Raw genomic sequence first — 20,455 nt, 5'->3', positions numbered from 1 at the left:
TGGCCCGTAAAGCAAGGAGCTTAACAACTCTGGTTACCGTCCTCTATGGCAAACGATAAAGCACTTATCTCTCCTTCCCTGACTTCCGTGCTCACCTGTCCGGTGTGCCAGCACCAGCAAGCCGAGCAGATGCCTACCGACGCCTGCCAGTACTTTTACGAATGCTCCGGCTGCCACACCGTGCTCAAGCCGCTGGCCGGCGAATGTGCGTGTATTGCTCCTACGGCTCGGTCCCCTACCCGCCCATTCAGGAGCAGGGAAAAGGCCCCTGCGGGTGTAGTTAAGCTGCCGCTTTTCTTCTTCCCACTCTTTTGGTTTTACTCTGCTTTACTCTCTGCCTCATGCGTCTTTTCCGCCATTCATTTCCGTTGGCCTTGCTTGCTCTGCTCGTGAGCCTGAGCTCCTGCAACAAAGAAATAAGGGACCCCGACCCCGTAAAAACGCCCCCAGTCCTACCCTCATGGTAGCGCCGGCTAGCCGGCTAGCCTGGCCGATTTCAGCGGATGAGAGCGGCTTCGGCGGCCCAGAGCTTCACGGTGAGCGGCACGGCCCTCACCGACCGTATCAGCGCCACGGCCCCAGCCGGCTTCGAGCTGGCCCTGGACCCAGTTGCGTCCTACGCGCCGACCGTTTCGATAACGCCCGCCGCGGGGGCCGTCGTGGTAGTGTACGTGCGCCTGGCAGCCGCTGCCGCTCCTGGTTCGCCGAGAGGCACTATCGAGGTGAGCAGCCCCGGCAGCCTGGTCCGTAGCGTGGCGGTAACGGGCACGGTAGCGCTTACTCCGCCTACTGCGTCCTCAGCGCCTACGCTCACGGACTTTTTGCCCGCTATGGGCTCAGTGGGCACGCTTCTCACCATCACGGGCACCAATTTTACGGGGGCCACGGCCGTCACCTTCAACGGCACCAGCCTGCCCGGCTTTACGGTACTATCGGCATCGGCCATCTCGGTGTCGATACCCGGTAGCATCAGCCCCGGCAGCGGCTTGTTGACCGTAGTTACGCCCACGGGCACGGCTAGCAGCGCCACTTCGTTTGCGGTGGTCGTTGCCGGGCCATCCACCCTGCGCACGGGCACCATGATGCCCCAGGGCGGCGTACCCAGCAGCGGTACGCTGGCCATCGACCGCAACGCGGCCGGTACCGAATTCGTCCGCTTCGATGCCAATTTCCGCACCGACTTCCATACGGGCTCCCTGGGGGTGTACCTGGCCCTGTCCAGCGCCTCTATTCGCAGCCAGCGCACCGCCAACCCGAATAATGTGCTGCGGGTAGGCACTATCACCCGCGAAGGGGCTCAAACCTTAGCTATTCCGGGTAGTGCCGCCGGGTTTACGCATGTCATCATTCACTGCGACCCGGCCCAGATCAACTTCGGCGCCGCTCAACTCCAATAGGTATGATAACGGCCCCACTGCTTTCCGCCCGCTCCCGGCGCTGGCCCCTGCTGGGGCTGGCCCTCTGGCTCTTGGCCACCACACCCACCTTGGCCGGGGGTGGCTGGACCCGCAAAAAGAAGAAAGGCTACGCAAAAGTCGGCCTTACGACGGTCAGCACGGATAAGTATCACCCGCTCACGGGGGGGCACCATCACTACTTCCCAGTTTCGGCAGCAGGTGTATAGTCTCTACGGAGAATACGGCCTCACCGACCGCCTGGAAGCCACCATCAGTTTTCCGTTTTTTCGGCGCGCTACCTTCCCTGGTCTCTCGCCCGGCTAGGGTATCGGCGACCCGGAGGTAGGGCTGCGCTACGGCCTGCTGACGGGAAAATGGCGCCTGGCGGTGGGCCTGGCCGTCGAAGCACCGCTGGGCAACCCCAACGAGTTTGGCATCAGCCGCGACGACCCCAGCACTTTTCTGCGCCTGCCCACCGGCGATGGCGAATGGAATGTGTGGTCGCGCGCGGCCCTCTCGCACAGTGCGGGGCCGGCCTATTTCACCCTGAGCATCGGCTATAACAAGCGCACCGGCGGCTTCACCGATCAGTACACCTACGGCGGCCAAGTGGGCTACCAGCCGTTCACCAAGCTGTGGCTCACGGCTCAGGCTCGCACTCTCGATAACGTGCGCCCCCCCGACCTTACCCAGTTCAGCACCATCGGGCTGGGCGAAGGCGTGGCTTACTCCACGGCCGGCCTGGGCGCGAGCTATTCCCTGACCAAAAACCTCTCCGCCACCGCCGATTGGGCCGTGGGCTTCGGGAAGCTACGCAACGTGTACTCGGGCAGTCAATACACGTTTGGGGTGGCGTGGGAATGGTAAGTGGGAGTAGAAAGCTGTCTGCGTTGGCTGGGAAAATGTAGAGACTGTTTACTAATTGACCATTGGGGCAGTCCGGCCGCTGAGGCAAACAAAAACTTACTGGTATGACCACCATCATTTGAACGACTCCACTCCAGGTGCTCACCACCTTACCTCTCTTCCCATGAACAAGATTCATTTATTCGACCAGTATTACGTGGCCGCCGTTGAGGCTGAGCAGTGGGAAGCCGTCTTCCAAGAACACCACCAAACCGTCTTTCCACACGAGGATTCTCCTTCCCTGGCCAGGCTACTGAGCGAGGCGGAACAAGCCCAGCAGGCACGCTTACAGCACAATCTGGGGCAGCTGTTGCACCAGTATTTTCTGCTGCTCGCCGACGACGAGCCCATTGGCTGGCACTACGGCCTGCAGCGAGCTAGAGTACTTTATGGCCAATACGGGCGTCTTGCCTGCCTACCAAAATCGGGGCATTTACTCGGCCTTCCTGCGCTTCATCATTCAGCAGGTCACGGACCTGGGCTTTCAATTCCTGACCAGCATTCACCACAGCGACAACAACGCCGTGCTCGTGCCCAAACTCAAAGCCGGCTTTCTCATCCAATCCTTTGGCTACCTGATTCAGACCATGCTGCTGGAAGCCAAGTATGGCCCCATGATTCAGCTAGTGTACCCGACCAAGCCCGAATACCGGCAGTTTCTCGGGTTTCAGCGCGGGTTGGCGGGTCTGCGGCGAGGGCTGGACGAATAGGCGGCGGACAAGACGAAATTACGGTCCGCAAACACATGTCAGATGCCCTGGCTTAATAAATATCTGGTAAAAAGATAGGTTGGGGGGCAATTTAAGCCTCAGCTATTCCTCACTCCAATGTGATGTATGAACGACGCATTTACTGGCCCACCGGGTAATGGCTCGCCCTAAAAAAGCCCCCTAGCACCTCACCAACCGGATGTCAATTTCCCGATCGACGTATTGCCATTCCGGGGTGCTGCGCAGGCGGGTGAGCAGCTCCTCAAACCTGGCTTCGTCGGCGGGGGCGTACTCAAACCACGTTAAGAAGTCGAAGGGCTCGCCCAAGTCACGGCTGTGGTAGAGCTGGCGGGCCACGGCCGGCAAATACGCCAACCTAGTTTGCGTGTGATGAGACTGCTGCTCAAACAAGGCCCGACGCTCGTCCTGAGCCAGGGCCCACCACGCTTCCGATTTGCGCAGCGGGATGAGGGCGGCGCACGTGGCCTCGGCGCGGCCCAGCGGAGCCTGCACCGAGGCTAAAGCCGCCCGCTCCGCTTTTTCGGCGTAACGCACGTTGCTCATTACCCCCGTGAGCTGCCAGGTGCCGGAGTTGCCTGCCAACGCTGCGGGTGGCCCTAGTTGCAGGTGGGAAGTGGGCATCAGCGGCTCGCCGGCTACCGCGCGCATGCTACTTATTTGCCACGGCCCGGCGGCCCCGCCGATAAAGTGAATTAAACGTGAGTTCATACGCAGAAAAGTAGCGAGGAATACAGGCTAAACTTCGTACTACAAGGGCCTGGGTCAAGGATTGAAACGCCAAACCCGGAGCCGCAACGAGACCCAATTAGTTGAATGTAAACATACTGACAGTAAAAGAAAGCCCCCGTTTTGGGGTTTTCTTTTGCCCGGTGCCTAATCGGCGAAGTCTTTATACCTATACTATCCAATAATTAGCCGTTATTGTACAAATCTTTGTTTGTAAATTATTCCTGATGAAAAAATCATTACTGCACATCTTGGCAGCTGGCATCTTGGTCGCCGCCTGTTCTCCAGCTACGGCCCTTGCCCAAAAGGCCAAAACGGTGGCCAATCCCGCCGCCGCCGTGGCCCAACCCGCGGGCGCGGTCCCGCTGGCGGCCTTGTTCATTACCTATTCGGAGGAGCAAGCCCGGCTATTTCCGCTGGAAGGCATCTACCTGGGTGACAACCGCTACAACAATCAGTTGCCCAACGACCAGACCCGCGCTTTCCGCCAGCAGCAGCGGCAGTCGTATGGGCAGTACCTGGCGACGCTGCACAAAGTTGACCGGACCAAGCTTTAGGCCGAGGACTGGGTGAGCTATGACATCTAACGAGCAGGCCGCCACCGCCGAAATTGAGCGCTACATGGCTATGCCCGGCCAAGCGCTGAGCTACAAAATCGGCCAGCTCAAGCTGCGTGAACTGCGCGCCAAATACGAAAAGCAGTTGGGCGAGAAGTTCGATTTGTGCTCCTTTCACGATGAGTTGCTGGCCGGCGGCGCCATGCCGCTGGCCGTGCTAGAGCGCAAGATGGATGTCTGGGCAGCGCAGCAGAAATCAAGCCTCGCTACCTTTAGCGTCCAAACTACGCCAACTCTTAGCCTGTTTCCTTCCTTGCTTATGCATAAGTACGTACCGGCCCTTTTCACGGCCGCAACCTTTTTTGTTACCACTGCGGCTTCGGCCCAGCAGCCCGCCCTCACCGACCAGGACTATGCCCGGGCCGAGCGGTTTATGGGCTACAACACCCAGGCGCTGGTAGACGGCATGGCCGACCGGCCGCACTGGCAAGCCAACGATCGGTTTTGGTACCGCGTGATGACGGCCCAGGGCAGCGAATTTGTGCTGGTGGACCCAGCCCGCAAGACCCGCAAACCGGCCTTCGACCACGCCATGCTAGCCGCCGCACTCTCCACGGCTAGCGGCAAAACCTACGACGCGAACCGGCTGCCGTTTCGCACCCTCACCTTTTCGCCCGATGAAAAGAGCATTTCTTTCGCGGCGGGGGGCAAAAGCTGGAAATACGACGTGGCCAGCGGGCAAGTGAGCCCCGATGCCGACCCCGCGGCGAAGCCCAACCCCAACGCCGAAAATGAAATAGAGTCGCCCAACGGCCAGCTGGCCGCCTACATCCAGGACTACAACCTGTGGGTACGCGACACGAAAACCAACCAGAAAACCCAGCTCACCACCGACGGCGTCAAGGACTATGGCTACGCCACCGACAACGCCGGCTGGACCCACAGCGACAAACCGGTGCTGCGCTGGTCGCCCGACTCGCGCAAGATTGCCACCTTCCGGCAGGACCAGCGCAACGTGAGCGACATGTACCTGGTGACCACCAACATCGGCAAGCCCACCCTGAAAGCGTGGAAGTACCCGCTGCCCGGCGATAAGGACATTGCCACCATCGAGCGGGTAATTGTGGAAGTGAACAGCCCGAAAGTGGTGCGCTTCCAGATGGCGCCCGACCCGCACCGCGGCTCGCTCTCTGACGACATTTCCAGCAGCGGCACCTTCGACGACGTGGACTGGAGCCCCGATGGCAGCCAGCTGGCCTTCGTCTCGACTTCGCGCGACCATAAGCAGGCGAAAATGCGCGTGGCCGACGCCGCGACCGGCGTCGTGCGCGACGTATTCGAGGAAACCGTGGCCACGCAGTACGAGTCGGGCCAGGGCGCTATCAACTGGCGCTACCTGCCCAAAACCAAGGAGGTAGTCTGGTACTCGGAGCGCGACAACTGGGGCCACCTTTACCTCTACGATGCCGCCACCGGCAAGGTGAAGCAGCAGATTACCAAGGGCAACTTTGTGGTGACCCAGCTCCTGAAAGTGGACGAAAAGAAGCGCCAGCTCTACTTTCTGGCCGATGGGCGTGAGCCGGGCAACCCGTATTTTACTCACCTCTACCGCATTGGGCTGGACGGCAAGCACCTGACGCTACTCACGCCCGAGGCCGGCAACCACCAGGTCACGCTCTCGCCCTCGGGGGGCTATTTTATCGACACCTACTCGCAGCCCGACCGCCCTGGCGCCACGCTGCTGCGCGCCGCCGATGGCAAGCTGGTGACGGCCTTGGAAAAGACCGACATTTCCCGCCTCACCGCCACTGGGTGGAAGGCGCCCACGCCCATCACGGTGAAAGCCCAGGATGGCCAGATTGACCTCTACGGGCTGATGTTTACGCCTACGACGCTGGACCCGGCCAAGAAGTACCCGATTATCAACTACATCTACCCCGGCCCCCAGGGCGGCGGCGTGGGCAGCTGGTCGTTCTCGGCGGCCCGGTCCGACCACCAGGCGCTGGCCGAGCTGGGCTTCGTGGTGGTGGTGATTGAGGGTAGCTGCAACCCGCTGCGCTCCAAAAGCTACCACGACGCCTGCTACGGCAACATGGCCGAAAACACGCTTTCGGACCAGGTGGCCGGCATGCGCCAGCTGGCGCAGAAGTACCCCTACATCGACCTGAACCGGGCCGGCATCTGGGGCCACTCGGGCGGCGGCTATGCTACGGCAGCGGCCATGTTCCGCTACCCTGATTTCTTTAAGGTGGGCATCTCCGAATCCGGCAACCACGAAAACCGCAACTACGAGGACGACTGGGCCGAGCGCTACATCGGCCTGCTCAAAACCAACCCCGACGGCACCACCAACTACGACAACCAGGCCAACGCCACCTTCGCCAAAAATCTGAAAGGCAAGCTGATGCTGGCCCACGGCCTGATGGACGACAACGTGCCGCCCGCCAACACCCTGCTCGTAGTAGAGGCCCTCACCAAAGCCAATAAGAGCTACGACCTGGTGGTGTTTCCGAATGCCGCCCACGGCTACGGCGCTTACTCGCCCTACATGACGCGCCGCCGCTGGGACTACTTTGTGCAGCACCTGGCCGGCGCCCAGCCCCCACACGACTATGAAATGAAGCCTAAGCCCGACCCGCGCAACGCCGTGCTATAAGGGATCGGACGGGGCTTAGTAAAGGAGAAAGAGCGTCCTGCTGCGTGCCGCCCAAGCTTCTCTACTGAGTAACTAATGAGATTTAGTATTGTGGTAGAAAAGCTTCGGTGGCACGCAGTAGGACGCAGTGGTTATTATCTGAATAACGTTTTTTTCTTCGTTCTTCGCCGCTATGCCCACACCTGCCGCCCCTGCCGAAATTGTCCGCTTCCCGAAGGCGGTGCCATTCATCATCGGCAACGAGGTGGCCGAGCGGTTCAGCTACTATGGCATGCGGGCCATTCTGCCCACGTTTCTGGTGGCGCAGTTCTTCAACCCCGGCCACGATACGGCCCTCACCGCCGTGGCCGAAGCCCGGGCCAACGACTTCGTGCATTCGTTTGCGGCGTTGGGCTACGCGCTGCCGGTGGTGGGTGCGTTGCTGGCCGACTGGGTGGTAGGCAAGTACCGCGTGATTCTTTACCTTTCCCTGCTCTATTGCGTGGGCCACGCCCTACTGGCTGCTTTCGTCGACGATTTGGACGGCTTTCGCCTGGGGCTGCTGGTGGTGGCGGTGGGCATGGGCGGCATCAAATCGAGCGTGACGGCCAACCTCGGCGACCAGTTCGACCGCCACAACGCTCACCTGCTGCCCAAGGCCTACGGCTGGTTTCAGTTGGCCATCGACGTGGGCGCGGCATTGTCCACGGCGTTCATTCCGGAACTCTACGCCCGCTACGGGCCCGCCGTAGCCTTTGGCGTGCCCGGCCTGCTAATGGGCGTGGCCACGCTCACCTTCTGGCTGGGCCGCCGGCGCTACGTGCGGGTACCGCCCACGGGGCTGTTGCAGGGCCTGCGCCAAACCTTTGGGCCGGGCGAAGGCCGGGCGGCGCTGCGGCGCGTGGGCGTGGTGTTCATCTTTATCCCCGTGGTGTGGGCCCTCTACGACCAAAGCGTGTCGGAATGGGTGCTACAGGCTGCCCACCTCGACCGGGAGCTGTGGCCGGGCTTCACGCCCCTGCCCGAACAGATTCAGATTCTGGGCATTGTGTTCGGCATTGGGCTGAACCCCTTGCTTACGTACCGGGTGTACCCCGCCCTGGAGCGAATGGGGGTGCGCGCCACGCCGCTGCGGCGCATGGGCGCGGGCATGGTCATCGTGGCGCTGGCCCTGGCCATTGTGGCTGGCATTCAGCACAGCCTCGATAGCGGCGGCCACCCCTCGGTGTGGTGGCAGGTGCTGGCCTACTTTGTGGTGGCGGGCGGCACGCTCATGGTAGCCGTCACGGGCCTGGAATACGCCTACACGCACTCGCCGCAGGTCATCAAAAGCCTCACTACGGCGCTGTGGCTGCTCACCATAGCGGGCGGCAATTTCTTCCTGAGTATAATGAATTCCAGCATTGCTGAGGGGGGCTTTTTCGCCCGGTTTCAGGGCGCAAACTACTACTGGTTTTTTGTGGGCCTGATGGCCATAAACGTCACGCTGTTTGCGCTGGTGGCCGCGCGGCTGCGGGAGAAAATCTACGTCGGTGCCTGAGTAGCGGCAGCGAGAACCGGAAGCGGATTCGCCAGCCGGTTGAATTTTTCACGCCCCTGAAAAGCAACCGACTGGTAAGCCTCGGCAAGTAACTTAGCTACGCCGCTAATTCTTGCTCTACTATCTACAAGTGCTAACAGACAATCGTACTTCAGCCTGTTGTAAAACAAGGCAACTAAGCGGCCGTACTCGTTGCAGATTTACTGCCTCCGGCCGGGGCCAAACACGTCTGGGCGGGCGTAGTGCCCCGTGACATCCAGGGTCATCTGCTCTTCGGTGATGCGGGCTAGGTCGATTTCGGCCGTCAGAATAACTTCCTCGTCGAAGATGGGGCCGGCCAGCACGGTACCATCGGGGCCGATGATGACGCTGCCCCCACGCAGCAGCATCGCATCGGGCTTGCCGGCGGCTAGCTCAGGCATGGGTTCCAGCTCCGGGGGCAGGTCGCGCACGTGCATAATGGCCCCGCAGGCCACCACGAAGCAGCGGCCCTCGAAGGCGTAGTGCCGGCTGGCCACCAGGTTCATTTCCTTGACCTGGGGCCAAGCCGCTATGTGCACATCCTCGCCCGACTCGTGCAGGCGCTGGCGGGCCGGCGGCATCCAGTGCTCCCAGCAGATCAGCCCGCCCACGCGCCCCACGGCGGTGGCTACGGCCTGTACGCTCTGCCCGTCGCCCTGGCCCCAGATCAGGCGCTCGGTGTAGGTGGGCATGAGCTTGCGGTGGACGTGGGCCAGGCGGCCGTCGGCGTCGAAGGTGAGCATGGTGTTGTAGAGCGTACCCCGGCCGGGACCAGCGGCCACGCGCTCGTGCACGCTCATATTGAGTACTACGCCGTGGGCGCGGGCGGCGGCGCTGAGGGCGTCCGTGACGGGCCCCGGCACCACCACGCTGTTTTCTACCAGGCGGCGGTACACCTGCTTGACCGCCGGCGCATCCCACAGGTTCACGTCGCGGCACACGTCGAGCCAGGCGGGGTAGCCGGGCAGCCAGGTTTCGGGAAACACCACGAGGCGGGCGCCGCGGGCGGCGGCTTCGGCAATCAGCCCTTCGGCCTTGGCCAGCGAAGCAAACACATCGAGGTAGACGGGAGCGGCCTGCACGGCCGCGACGGTAAAGCGCATATAATCAGAGAATAGCGGGCACAGGCGGAGCAAGATACAGCGAGGGTGGCTAAAACCAGGCAAACCTTGTAAGAAACCGGAGCCGGCCGCGTCTACCACCCCGAACCCAGCTTCCTACGCTCATGGCCCGTCTCTCCTCCCCTCTTCTGCTCCTGTTGCTCAGCGCCCTTAGCTTTCTGGCGGGCCCGCTCGCCGCGCAGGTGCTCACGCCCACCAAGCTCACCGCTTCGCTCAGCCAGCCCAGCGCCGCGGTCGGCACCGAGCTGGACCTGATCGTACAGGCCCGGATTCAACCCGGCTGGCACCTCTACGCCACCGATTTTAACCCGAATGTAGGGCCAGCGGTTTTCACGCTCACCTTCACCAAGAGCCCGGCCTACGTGCTGGTGGGGCCGCCCAAATCAGTTAAATCCAAGCACGCGCACGACGAAACGTTTGATGGGGAAGTGGCTTACTTTACCCAGACGGGCCAGATCCGCCAGCGCATTCGGGTATTGAAGCCGGGCCCGCTAATCATTAACGCCGAGGCCGAATATCAGAGCTGCTCCGATGCCGACGGCCGCTGCGTACCCGGCGATGCCTCCCTGAGCTTCGGCCCCTTCACGGTGACGGCCAAAGCAGCCGCGGCCCCCGCCGCTTTGCCTGCCAAACCCAAAGCGGCTCGCCCCACCTCGTCGCTGTGGCGGCCGGTGGTGCTGCCGTCGCCCGTAGCCCCTAATTTTGCCCCCGAGCAGCCACCCGTTGCCGCCCCGATTACGCTGGTGGCGGGCCCGAGGGCAGCGGCACCGGTAGCCAGTGTGGCGGCCGCAACTATTTTGCCCCCCAGCCCAGGGCTCTGGCAATTTGGGCTGCTGGCATTCTTTTCGGGCTTGGCGGCCCTGCTCACGCCCTGCGTGTTTCCGATGGTGCCCATGACGGTGTCGTTTTTTACCAGCGGACAGGACAGCCGGCGGCGTAGTATCGTCAAAGCCTTGGTGTATGGGTTGTCCATTATTCTGATTTACACCATTATTGGGGTCATCGTGGCGCGGGTGCTAGGCGAGGACGGGCCCAATTTTCTGGCCACGCACTGGGTGCCCAACCTGCTGTTCTTCGTGGTGTTCGTGGTCTTTGGACTGTCGTTTCTGGGTTTGTTTGACATCACCCTGCCCCACCAGCTCGTGAACCGCGCCGACCGGCAGGCCGACAAAGGCGGCTGGGTGGGCGTGTTCTTCATGGCTTTCACCCTGGTGCTGGTGTCGTTTTCCTGCACCGGGCCCATCGTGGCTACTATCCTGAGCTTATCGGTGCGGGGCGAAACCCTGTTACCGGTGATTGGTATGCTGGGCTTTTCGCTGGCGTTTGCCTTGCCGTTTACCCTGTTTGCCATTTTCCCTTCCTGGCTTAAAAGCCTACCCCGCTCGGGTGGGTGGCTGAATACGGTGAAGGTGACGCTGGGCTTAGTGGAGCTGATGCTGGCCCTGAAGTTCCTGAGCACCGTGGACCTGACCTACCATTGGGGCTTGCTCGACCGCGACGTATACCTGACCATCTGGATTGCGCTGTCCATCATGCTAGGGCTGTATTTGTTGGGCAAAATCAAGCTCTCTCATGATTGCGACCTCACCCACCTGAGTGTGGGGCGCGTGCTCATGGCTACGCTCACGTTTGGCTTCACGGTATACCTGGTGCCGGGCTTATTTGGGGCGCCGCTGCCCCTGCTGGCGGGCTATTTACCTCCTCAAACGGAGCAGCTCTTTTCCCTAAAGGCCCCCCAGCGTCCCGCTCCAGCCACAGCCGCCACCCAGCTGCCCACCGAAACGCCCCGTTTTGCGGATCTGCTGCACCTACCCCACGGCCTCAGCGGCTACTTCGATCTGGAGCAGGCCCGGCGCGTGGCCCGGCAGCAGCACAAACCCATCTTCATTGACTTCACCGGCCACGGCTGCGTAAACTGCCGCAAGATGGAAGCTACCGTCTGGAGCAACCCGCAGGTGCTGCAAAAGCTGCGCAATGACTACGTGGTCGTGGCGCTGTACGTGGACGACAAAACCACCCTGCCCGAAGCGGAGTGGTACACCTCTAAGCGGGACAACAAGCCCAAAACCACCTTGGGCAAGCAGAACGCCGACTTGCAGCTCACCCGCTACGGCGTGAATGCCCAACCCTACTATGTCCTCCTCGACCCCGAAGACTCGTCGTATCAGCCGCTGGTAGCCTCGGTAGCTTATGAGCCCGACGCGGCCCGCTTCGCTGAGTTCCTGACGGCGGGCGTGCAGCGCTACCAGGCGGCCGCCGCACCGCTGGCCGTGCGGTAGCAGCACTAGTTCCCCGCAGCTGTTTGCACGGTTGGCCGGGGCGCTGGAAAAATACTTGGTGTCGGCTGTAAGGGGAAGCAAGAACGAGCGTCTAGCTGACTTGGGTAATGCGCAGTGCCCTGGTTCTCATCTCTTTCCACCTTACACCAAACCCATGAGCTTCTCTACTCCACGGCCTGTGGCCGCCACTCCTACAATAAGCGGCGGTAGGCGCCGCTTTGCGACCGTATTGCTTGCTACCGTTGGCCTACTTAGTCTGAACTCCTGCGCTGAGGAAGGCGGTGGTATTGGCTTTGAGCCAAATGAGGGCGGTGCGCATCCTACCCAACGCAATCGGCCCGTGCTGCCCGCCACGGCCCCGGCCGAATCAGCCAGCTTTATTGACCCTACTGCCACCATCACCGGCGACGAAGCCATTCTCATTGGGCCCCACGTGTACATTGGCCCCTTTGCCCGCCTGCTCGCCAGCGGCGGCAAGGGCGAACGGGGAGAGGTTAGGATTGAGGAAGGAACCAACCTCCAGGACAATGTCACGGTGATGGCCGAGGCTCCGCGCGACGCGGCAAGCCAGCGTTAAGTGGAGGCGCTGGGAATTGAGGGGGTAGAAATCGGCAAGCGCGTCATCTTAGCCCACGGCTCCATGGTGAAGGGCCCCGCCCGCATCGGCCTAGAAGGCACCACCATTCCCTCCTACCCCGACTCCGACCATGAGGTATTCCTGAGCTTCGGCAGCGAAGTCGATGGGGCTATTCTGGAAAAAATACCGGCCTCTCCGCCCTCTCGCGGGTAGGGCCCGGCGTGCGTTTGCGCAGCGGCTACATGACCATGCCCGGCAAGAACATCACCACCCAAGCCGAAGCCGATGACCTAAGCCTGGGCAAAGTGCGCAGGATTACGGAGGCCGATGTCGCTTTCAATGAGGCGGTTATTGAAGTCAACGAGGCTTTTGCCCGTGAGTACACCCGCCTGTTTCGCGACAATCCTTCTAACGTGCGGGGCATCAGCCTCGACCCCGGCAACACGTCCTTCAACCCCGACCGCGACCTGCCCGAGCTAGCCGGTGTGCCCACCCGCCTGCCGGGCTTCCCCAACCGTATTATCGGAAAAGTGCGCCTGACGAATACCGCGGCTCAGCTGCGGCGGGTGCAGGGCCAGGAAATTTCCTTGCGCGCCGATGAGGGCGAGCCGTTTACCATCGGCACCATCACCAGCATGGGCAACAATGTTATTTTTCATGCGCTGGAAGAAACGCCCGTCGTAGCCGGCAACAACATCCGTTACGACGAGCGGGTGATTGTGCACGGCGGCGGCCGTCGGCCCTTGGAGGGTGGCGGCGACAACGAGCCCACCATTTTGGAAGACAACGTGTGGCTGAGAAGTCAGGCCGTGGTGTTTCGCTCCAAAATTGGGCGGGGCGCTGTCATAGGCCGCAAAAGCGCCATTATGAACACCGACGTGGCGCCGGGCACTACGATTCCGGATAAGGTAATCTATGTCAATAATGCCCTTTTCGGACCCGTGGAGTGGTAAGCAGTTACGTATTTCCCATCAAAAACACCTGGCGTCCTGATGGGCGCCAGGTGTTGGGCGTTTTGTGTTTGTTGGCGTTGGCTGGATGCCAGCAAGCGTCGTCAACACGGCTTGAGACGCCCGCCTTGCTACCCGTTTCCGGCTTAGTTACCACCCTGCACGATGAGGTAAAACCCATGCCTGGGGGGCAAATTTCCTGGTCTACCCATTGGCAGCTTTGCTGGAATACTTACCCCGGCGCCCAGGCCTACGAGCTGCAAGTAATGACGGACGAAGGCACCTCGCCCCGGCTGCGTCGCCTGCCCGGCCGCTGGTGGACATGGTGAATGCCATTTTGTACGTGCTTAAAAATGGGTGCGTGTGGCGGGATTTGCCGGGTAATTTACCGCCCTGGGGCACGGTCTACTGGTATTTTGCCAAATGGGAAGCCGATGGCACCTGACAGCGGGTCAGTACTTGTTTGAACGTGAGCAGCCGGGAACAGGCCGAAAAAAAGCCTGGCCCAGCGTCGTCATCCTCGACACGCAAAGCGTGAAGAACGCGGCCACGGCCACCGGGACGACCGTGGGCTTCGACGCGGGCAAGCTGGTCAAGGGGCGCAAACGCCGGGTCCTAACCGATACGCTGGGCCACGTGCTGGCCAGCCGCGTATTGCCGGCTGATACGGTCGACGGGCCGGCGGCCATTGCCTTCTGGGACGAAGTGGCGGCTGTGCGGGAGCTGTTGGGGCAAGTACAAGTCATTTTCGTCGACAACTCGTTTAACGACGTCTTTCGCGAGCACCTGGCCCAGCACTACGGCATCCGGGTCGAGAAACCGACCCATGTGCTGGTGGAAAAAACGAACTGTTGCATCCATGCCTGGCGCTGGATTGTCGAGCGCACCTTTGCCTGGCTCAGCGCTAACCGTAGATTATCAAAGGAATACGACCGAGGCTTGCACCACGCCAACGCGTGGATTGCCCTAGCAAACATCCGAAGAGTGCTTAAATTCTGCTACCTCAAACAGCTTCTTACTATCGCTTAAACCTTACTTTCGCAAAACTGCCCTCTGATCCTCCCCCAAATGCCCGCCACCTTCCGCATCTATTCCTCGTCTGCCGGCTCCGGCAAAACCTATCAGCTGACCAAGGAATACCTGAAGCTGGCGCTGGGGTCCGATGATCCGGCGTACTTCAAGAGCATTCTGGCTATTACGTTTACTAACGACGCGGCCGGGGAGATGAAAGAGCGCATTATTGGGGCGTTGCGGCGGTTTGCCTACCCCACAGCAGAGAATCAGGAAGATGCGCTGCTGCGCGACATTGCGGCGGAGCTGGCAGCCGAGGGGCAGTTTTCGCGCCTCGCCGGTACGCCCCAGGAGCAAGAACAGGAGCTGCGGCGGCGGGCGGCGGCCACGTTTCGACTGGTGCTGTACCACTACGCTGATTTTGCTGTCAGCACCATCGACTCGTTTGTGCAGCGCATTGTGCAGGCCTTCACGCGGGAGCTGGGCCTGCCCGCCACCTTTGAGGTGGAGCTGGACGGCGACGCGGTGCTGCAAAGCGCCGTGGCCCTGCTCCTCGACAAAGTAAACCGTGACCCCAACGCGGCCCTGCTCTCCCGCTCCCTGGCCGACTACGCACTGAGCAAGGCCGAGGAAGGCCGCAGCTGGAACACCCTGCCCGACGAGCTGGTACAGTTTGGCCGCTTCCTGCTCTCCGAGCCCGTGCACGAGGCCGTGGAGCAGCTCCAGAAGATGTCGCTCCAGGATTACCGCCGCCTCCACGAGAACCTGCGTCAGCGCAAGGAAGCCATTGAGCAGCAAGTGCAAGCCGTGGCAACCCGAGCCCTCGTCACCCTCGACGCGGCCGGCGTAACCGACGCCGACTTATACCAGGGCAAGAATGGCGTCATCGGCTACTTCACGAAATGGGACGAGCGCCTGCAGCCCGATAAGGAGGCCAACAGCTACGTGCGCGCCACCCTGGAGCAGGACAAATGGTACAGCGGCAAAGTAAAAACCGCCGCCGACAAGCAGCGCGTCGACGCCGTAAAGTCGGACCTGACGGATGCCTTCGTGGAGCTGGAAACCCTGCGCGCCACCCTCCTGCCCGACTATATTTTGGTGAGCGGCATGATGCCCTACCTGTTTCACGTGTCGCTGCTGAGCGAGCTAAGCAAGGCCGTGGATCAGCTCAGCCGCGAGCGAGGCGTGGTGCTCATAGCCGAATTCAACCGCCGCATTGCCAGCATCGTGCTGCGCGAGCCGGTGCCGTTTCTCTACGAGCGCCTGGGCGAGCGGTACCTGCATCTGCTGATTGATGAGTTTCAGGACACATCGGTGCTGCAGTGGAACAACCTACTGCCGCTGGTCGAGAATGCGGTGTCGGGGGGCAATCTGAGTCTGGCCGTGGGCGACGCCAAGCAGGCCATCTACCGCTGGCGGGGCGGCGAGATGGAGCAGATTCTGCGCCTGCACAAGAAAGAGACGGAGTATCTGTACGGCCGCGTGGCTGATGACGAGCTGCGCGGGTTATTGGAGGATCGGTATTTTACGCTGGATCAGGCGTTGGAGCCACAGAATCTGAACGTGAATTATCGGTCGGAGGCGGGGATTATTGAGTTTAATAACTCGTTTTTTGAGTTTGTGAGTAAGGGGCATGCGGGGCTGCCGCTAGTGGGGGGCATTTATGATGCGGAGTTTGGGCAGGTGGCTCCCCAACGATTGCCCCACCCCCCCTGCCCCCCTCTCCCGCGGAGAGGGGGGAGACTGACGACTGCAACGGGTTCTTCTCATGGTTCGGCTGGGGTTACTTCTGACGATGTTCAGGATCGGGATGACATTGATGCTGTAATTGATGCTGGTGCTGGTACTGGTACTGGTGCTGAAACTACTATTGGTACTACCCGCAACAGTGGTGAAGGGGCGGTTGGTGAGTATGTGCTGACTGCTGACTTCAAGAACTGGGAAAAGACGGCGGCTTTTTCTAGAGAGATGCGGTCTAATCCGACGGAGGCCGAAAACGTGCTTTGGCAGGCGTTGCGTAATCAAAAGCTAGGCGAGAAGTTTCGGCGGCAGCACGTTATCAACTCCTTCATCGTAGATTTTGTGTGTATTGCCAAAATGCTGGTAGTAGAAGTGGATGGCGACGTTCACACCGAAGTAACTCAGGCTGAGTATGATACAGGCCGCACCTACGAGTTAAATCAATTAGGCTATCGAGTCCTTCGATTCCCTAACGAGGAAGTTATAAATGACTTACCGACGGTTCTAAGCCTTATTCAGGAAGCTTTAGCCGGTCTGCTGCCGCACGTGGTTGCCAATGCAATCACAATGACAAGTAATAGTGTGTTTGAGCCAGCGCAAGCCAAGGATTCAACTCAGCAGCAGTCGTCAGGCTCCCCCCTCTCCGCAGGAGAGGGGGGCCGGGGGGGTGAGGCTTCGTTGGGCCACGTCGAGCTGCTCTTCACCGAAGACGCTGCCCCCGCCCGCCGCTACTCGCCCGCCACCGGCACCTACTCTGACGAACCCCTACCCGGCCTGCCCCTCACACACCTGCTCGATTACGAGGAAAGCACCCTCTACCTCACCCTACAGCTCGTAGAGCAAGCCCTGGCCGATGGGTTTCGCCTTCAGGATATTGCCGTGCTCTGCCGCCGCCGCGACAGCAGCCGACGGGTGGCCAAGTTTCTGAAGGAGCGCGGGTACGCCATTATCTCGGCCGATTCGCTTTCCCTGGAATTCGCGGAAGTGGTGAATCTGCTGGTGGCCGTGTTTCGGGTGCTGAACCAGCCGGCCGATACGCTGGCGCGGGCGGAAGCTTTGCTGCTGGTGGATAAAGTTGTGCGGCATTTGCCCCCCACACCGGCCCGCGCCCGCCATATCGCCGAGCTGGCCAACGATGAGAAAGCCCTCCCCTTCTTCGACGAGCTGCGCGCCCTGGGCTACGACGTGCGGGAGCGCGAAACCGGCAATCTGGGCCTGTATGAGCTCACCGAGCGCCTCATTGGTATGTTCGGGCTGCTGGGCCGCAACGCCGAAAGCGAGTACTTGTTCCGTTTTCTCGACCTGACTCTGGAATTTAGTCTGCGCTTCGGCAACAACCTGAATAACTTCCTGGCTTACTGGCAGCAGAAAAAAAGCGCGTTGAGCATCAACGCCCCCGCCGGCCGCGACGCCATCACTATCACCACCGTTCACAAAGCCAAGGGCTTAGCCTATGGCGTGGTCATCGTGCCCTTCGCCGACTGGAGCCTGACGCCCCACCGCAACACCCTACTTTGGGGCCGATTGAGCGAGGAGGAAAAGCCGGTGCCGGAAATGCCCCCCATAGCGGTTGTCAGCCAAACGCAAGCCCTGACGCGCACGCCGCTGGCTCAGCAGTACACCGAGGAGCTGGAAAAGACCTTTCTCGAAGGCCTTAATATGTTGTACGTGGCCTTTACCCGCCCGCGCCATCGCCTCTACGCAATTTCTCGCCGACCTAAAGCCACTAAAAGCAGCCCTTCCGCCCACGCCGCCGCGCCGGAAATGCCCCCCACCGACCAGGCAAAGACCGTGGCCGAACTGCTGCACCGCTACCTGCTCAGCACCACCCGCTGGAACGACGAGCAGATGGCCTACGTCCTCGCCGATGCCGAAAACACCGTCCCCGCAACCAAAACCCAAAAATTACAAACCAAAAACTATCCCCTCACCAACCTCACCAGCACGCCCTGGGAAGAACGCCTGCGCCTGCGTCGCCATGCCAACACGGTCTTTGATTTTGACGACCAGCAGGTGCAGCGCGAGTGGAGCCGCAAGCTCCATTACGCCCTGCGCCGTACCATTCTGGCTTCTGACGTGGAGCGCGTGGCTGCTCACCTCGTGGCCGAAGGCCTGGTGAGCACTAAGGAGCGCGACACCCTGCTGGAGTTGCTCCACCGTACCGTGCAGAACCCACAGCTCGCCCACTACTTCAGCCGCGAAGTATCGGCCGAGACGGAGCGCGAGATTCTGGTCGGGGGCGTGCCGCGCCAGGACTACAAGCCCGACCGCATCGTGTTTGAGCCGATAGTTGGCCCGGCACCCGGCCGTGTCACATTGCTTGATTTTCGCATTCCCCCACCCGAACCCCAACACCGCCGCCTGCTCCAGCAGTATGGGGGGCTTTTTCGGCAATTAGGCTACTCTGATATTCAGCATGTTCTTTATTACTTCGACACAGAAGAGGCGACTGTATTTTAAACAGCAGCTTCTCAAACTGCTCAATACCCTTTAGCAGCACGCCTGACCTGACTGAATAGGTGGGCACGGTATTGTGCCATAGCTGCAATACACGCAACAATCCCCGGCCTTGGGCTTGAGCACGGTGTGGCAGCCTTCACACTCGTAAAACCACTGGCAGGCATCAGTGGGCATAACCTCTACTTTCTGATGCGCGCAGGCTGGGCAGGTAATCTGGGAGTGCAATTTCACCGACTTTTCGTTGGGCAGGTTACGGGTCGTGCAGGTCATATTGTATCGTTTGTTAAGATAAAAGTTGATGCCCGTCGAGAGCAGTAAGCCACCCATACCAGTGTTGAGCCCCGTAGCCCAGCCTTCTGAATCATCGATTTAGTAAGCATAGAAAATAAATCCGGCGCTAAGCAGACTGATGAGTAACGAAAACCCATTACGGGTTCGTCGATAGGAAATAGCAGTGCCCGCCAGCGCCAGCAAGACTAAAACCTGAAACACGCTACATGGTCCAGCCGCCAAACAACTCAAAAGACCCGTATCCTAGCGCCGTCAGGCCCAGCCCGAAAAGCAGGACCCCGACGGTGCCTATGCGGTCCAGATGCTTTGGACTCATGTAATGCAGGGATTTAGGTAAAGTTACGCAAAGTTCTAATCTCCTTTCAAGCCACCTTCTCCCCAGAAGGCAGGAAGTCTGTCAGGGTCTCGCGGTACAGCGCGAGCCCGCCCGCGAAGGCGTAGCCCGGCGCTTCCAGAACGGATTTGGGGAATCGTGTTCTTTGCCTATTTCCTATCTTGCGGGCCTTTTACCGCCAGCTCAATCAGGAAACCTGCGTCACCAATGGATTTAACCGAAGCACAATTAACCGACTACCAGGTAACTGGCCGCCACCCCTGGGAGCTGGCCCGCATCGAGGTCGTTGTGCAGTTATTAAAAGAACATATTCCCACTATTACGACCCAGAAAATAACGATTCTGGACGTCGGCTGCGGCGACACTTATCTAATTGAACAGCTATCTAAAAAGCTTCCCCTCACCAGCTTTGTAGCCGTCGATACGGCCTTTACCGAGGAAATGCTGGAAGAATATAGTGCCCGTTTTACCAAAGCCAATATTCCAATTCGCGTGTTTCAGTCGCTCGATAGTGCCGCCGCGAGCCTGCCCGCCCCGGCCGATGTAGTGCTGCTGCTGGACGTAATCGAGCACATCAGCGACGATGTATCCTTTCTGCGCTACCTGCAGTCGAGCCCCTGTATTACCGCCGATACCCGGTTTTTCATCACCGTACCCGCTTTTCAGTCGCTGTTCTGCGCGCACGATGTGTTCCTGAAACACTACCGCCGCTATACCAACGACAGCCTGCAACAAGCCGTCACGAAGTCGAACCTGCGCGTGGTGGAGAAAGGCTATTTCTTTTCGTCCCTGTTGTTGCCGCGCTTTATTCAGGTGCTCCTGGAAAAGAAAACCAAGCCCGACTCGGCCAAAGGCATCGGTGCTTGGGAGGAAAACCCCGTGAAAGACAACCTGATAAAAGGCGTGTTATTACTGGATTTTAAAATCACGTATCTGATCAAGAAGCTCGGAATCACAATTCCTGGTCTCTCCAACTTTATCGTTTGTAAAAAAGCCGAGTAAAGCTGGTTATATTTCTCCCTAGAAAAGCCCCCCAATCCGTTGGGGGGCTTTTTTGATTTAGTGGTACGTATACATGTTAAGCTACCTGGATTGAATGTGACCTCCTGGGATAAAAGTGTTGCAACCCCTGACTTACCCAAAATACAGCCGCGGGGCTTAAGCCAGGTTTAAAGGATA

20 protein-coding genes are annotated in these 20,455 nt (G+C 60.2%); 17 read left to right on the top strand and 3 right to left on the bottom strand.

Annotated elements, in window-relative coordinates:
* Positions 1-45: 45 nt before the first annotated feature.
* The 5 genes from B9A24_RS22780 to B9A24_RS17285 all read left to right on the top strand — a co-directional run bounded on the left by B9A24_RS22780 (position 46) and on the right by B9A24_RS17285 (position 3,013).
* Positions 46-393, top strand: a complete 348-nt coding sequence (locus B9A24_RS22780; RefSeq protein WP_449404356.1) for a GDCCVxC domain-containing (seleno)protein — start codon at positions 46-48, stop codon at positions 391-393.
* 110 nt (positions 394-503) lie between these two features.
* A complete protein-coding gene (locus B9A24_RS17300; RefSeq protein ID WP_084447267.1) occupies positions 504-1,397 on the top strand; it encodes an IPT/TIG domain-containing protein in 894 nt (297 codons plus the stop codon).
* 2 nt (positions 1,398-1,399) lie between these two features.
* Positions 1,400-1,624, top strand: coding sequence for a hypothetical protein (locus tag B9A24_RS17295; RefSeq protein ID WP_084447266.1), 225 nt, complete (start codon positions 1,400-1,402; stop codon positions 1,622-1,624).
* Positions 1,625-1,784: 160 nt separating this feature from the next.
* Positions 1,785-2,264 carry a hypothetical protein gene (locus tag B9A24_RS17290; RefSeq protein ID WP_084447265.1) on the top strand — a complete coding sequence of 160 codons (480 nt, stop codon included), beginning with the start codon at positions 1,785-1,787 and terminating at the stop codon, positions 2,262-2,264.
* 428 nt (positions 2,265-2,692) lie between these two features.
* Complete coding sequence (locus B9A24_RS17285; RefSeq protein ID WP_143435005.1) at positions 2,693-3,013, top strand: hypothetical protein; 321 nt, start codon at positions 2,693-2,695, stop codon at positions 3,011-3,013.
* Positions 3,014-3,193: 180 nt separating this feature from the next.
* Here the strand turns inward: B9A24_RS17285 and B9A24_RS17280 are convergent, their stop codons facing one another.
* Positions 3,194-3,742: a chlorite dismutase family protein gene (locus B9A24_RS17280; protein ID WP_084447263.1), complete on the bottom strand. Its 549-nt coding sequence runs from the start codon at positions 3,740-3,742 to the stop codon at positions 3,194-3,196.
* Between the two features lie 245 nt (positions 3,743-3,987).
* Here B9A24_RS17280 and B9A24_RS17275 point away from each other — a divergent pair, with 245 nt between their 5' ends.
* From B9A24_RS17275 to B9A24_RS17260, 3 genes are all read left to right on the top strand, one after another.
* Positions 3,988-4,317, top strand: a complete 330-nt coding sequence (locus B9A24_RS17275) for a hypothetical protein (RefSeq protein WP_084447262.1) — start codon at positions 3,988-3,990, stop codon at positions 4,315-4,317.
* Between the two features lie 19 nt (positions 4,318-4,336).
* Positions 4,337-6,973, top strand: coding sequence for a S9 family peptidase (locus B9A24_RS17265; protein ID WP_234997425.1), 2,637 nt, complete (start codon positions 4,337-4,339; stop codon positions 6,971-6,973).
* 172 nt (positions 6,974-7,145) lie between these two features.
* Complete coding sequence (locus B9A24_RS17260) at positions 7,146-8,492, top strand: POT family MFS transporter (RefSeq protein ID WP_084447261.1); 1,347 nt, start codon at positions 7,146-7,148, stop codon at positions 8,490-8,492.
* Positions 8,493-8,692: 200 nt separating this feature from the next.
* Here B9A24_RS17260 and B9A24_RS17255 read toward each other — a convergent pair whose 3' ends face one another.
* On the bottom strand, positions 8,693-9,616 hold the full coding sequence (locus tag B9A24_RS17255) for a carbon-nitrogen hydrolase family protein (RefSeq protein ID WP_084447260.1): 924 nt from the start codon (positions 9,614-9,616) through the stop codon (positions 8,693-8,695).
* A gap of 122 nt (positions 9,617-9,738) precedes the next feature.
* Here B9A24_RS17255 and B9A24_RS17250 point away from each other — a divergent pair, with 122 nt between their 5' ends.
* The 8 genes from B9A24_RS17250 (at position 9,739) to B9A24_RS17215 (ending at position 18,651) form a co-directional block, all read left to right on the top strand.
* Complete coding sequence (locus B9A24_RS17250; RefSeq protein WP_084447259.1) at positions 9,739-11,913, top strand: protein-disulfide reductase DsbD family protein; 2,175 nt, start codon at positions 9,739-9,741, stop codon at positions 11,911-11,913.
* Between the two features lie 154 nt (positions 11,914-12,067).
* Positions 12,068-12,490, top strand: a complete 423-nt coding sequence (locus B9A24_RS17245) for an LbetaH domain-containing protein (RefSeq protein ID WP_143435004.1) — start codon at positions 12,068-12,070, stop codon at positions 12,488-12,490.
* The gene (locus B9A24_RS17240) at positions 12,491-12,703 is read left to right on the top strand and encodes an LbetaH domain-containing protein (protein ID WP_084447257.1); all 213 of its coding nucleotides are present in this window, start codon (positions 12,491-12,493) and stop codon (positions 12,701-12,703) included.
* A 35-nt stretch (positions 12,704-12,738) separates the two neighbouring features.
* Complete coding sequence (locus tag B9A24_RS17235) at positions 12,739-13,443, top strand: LbetaH domain-containing protein (RefSeq protein WP_234997423.1); 705 nt, start codon at positions 12,739-12,741, stop codon at positions 13,441-13,443.
* 125 nt (positions 13,444-13,568) lie between these two features.
* A complete protein-coding gene (locus B9A24_RS21750) occupies positions 13,569-13,769 on the top strand; it encodes a hypothetical protein (RefSeq protein ID WP_143435002.1) in 201 nt (66 codons plus the stop codon).
* The gene (locus tag B9A24_RS23275; RefSeq protein WP_084447254.1) at positions 13,763-13,885 is read left to right on the top strand and encodes a transposase; all 123 of its coding nucleotides are present in this window, start codon (positions 13,763-13,765) and stop codon (positions 13,883-13,885) included. The genes B9A24_RS21750 and B9A24_RS23275 overlap by 7 nt, the downstream gene beginning before the upstream one ends.
* Positions 13,864-14,469: a transposase gene (locus B9A24_RS17220; RefSeq protein ID WP_084447253.1), complete on the top strand. Its 606-nt coding sequence runs from the start codon at positions 13,864-13,866 to the stop codon at positions 14,467-14,469. The genes B9A24_RS23275 and B9A24_RS17220 overlap by 22 nt, the downstream gene beginning before the upstream one ends.
* 39 nt (positions 14,470-14,508) lie before the next feature.
* Positions 14,509-18,651 (top strand): DUF559 domain-containing protein, encoded by a 4,143-nt coding sequence (locus B9A24_RS17215; protein ID WP_084447252.1) that lies wholly within the window; start codon positions 14,509-14,511, stop codon positions 18,649-18,651.
* 30 nt (positions 18,652-18,681) lie between these two features.
* Here B9A24_RS17215 and B9A24_RS17210 read toward each other — a convergent pair whose 3' ends face one another.
* Positions 18,682-18,921, bottom strand: coding sequence for a GDCCVxC domain-containing (seleno)protein (locus tag B9A24_RS17210; protein ID WP_084447251.1), 240 nt, complete (start codon positions 18,919-18,921; stop codon positions 18,682-18,684).
* Positions 18,922-19,483: 562 nt separating this feature from the next.
* Between B9A24_RS17210 and B9A24_RS17205 the strand changes: the two genes are divergently transcribed.
* Positions 19,484-20,278 carry a class I SAM-dependent methyltransferase gene (locus tag B9A24_RS17205; protein ID WP_084447250.1) on the top strand — a complete coding sequence of 265 codons (795 nt, stop codon included), beginning with the start codon at positions 19,484-19,486 and terminating at the stop codon, positions 20,276-20,278.
* The last annotated feature ends 177 nt before the right edge of the window (positions 20,279-20,455 follow it).

The sequence above is a fragment of the Hymenobacter roseosalivarius DSM 11622 genome, from assembly GCF_900176135.1.
GTDB lineage: Bacteria > Bacteroidota > Bacteroidia > Cytophagales > Hymenobacteraceae > Hymenobacter > Hymenobacter roseosalivarius.
This window is presented reverse-complemented; position numbering and strand designations above follow the sequence as displayed.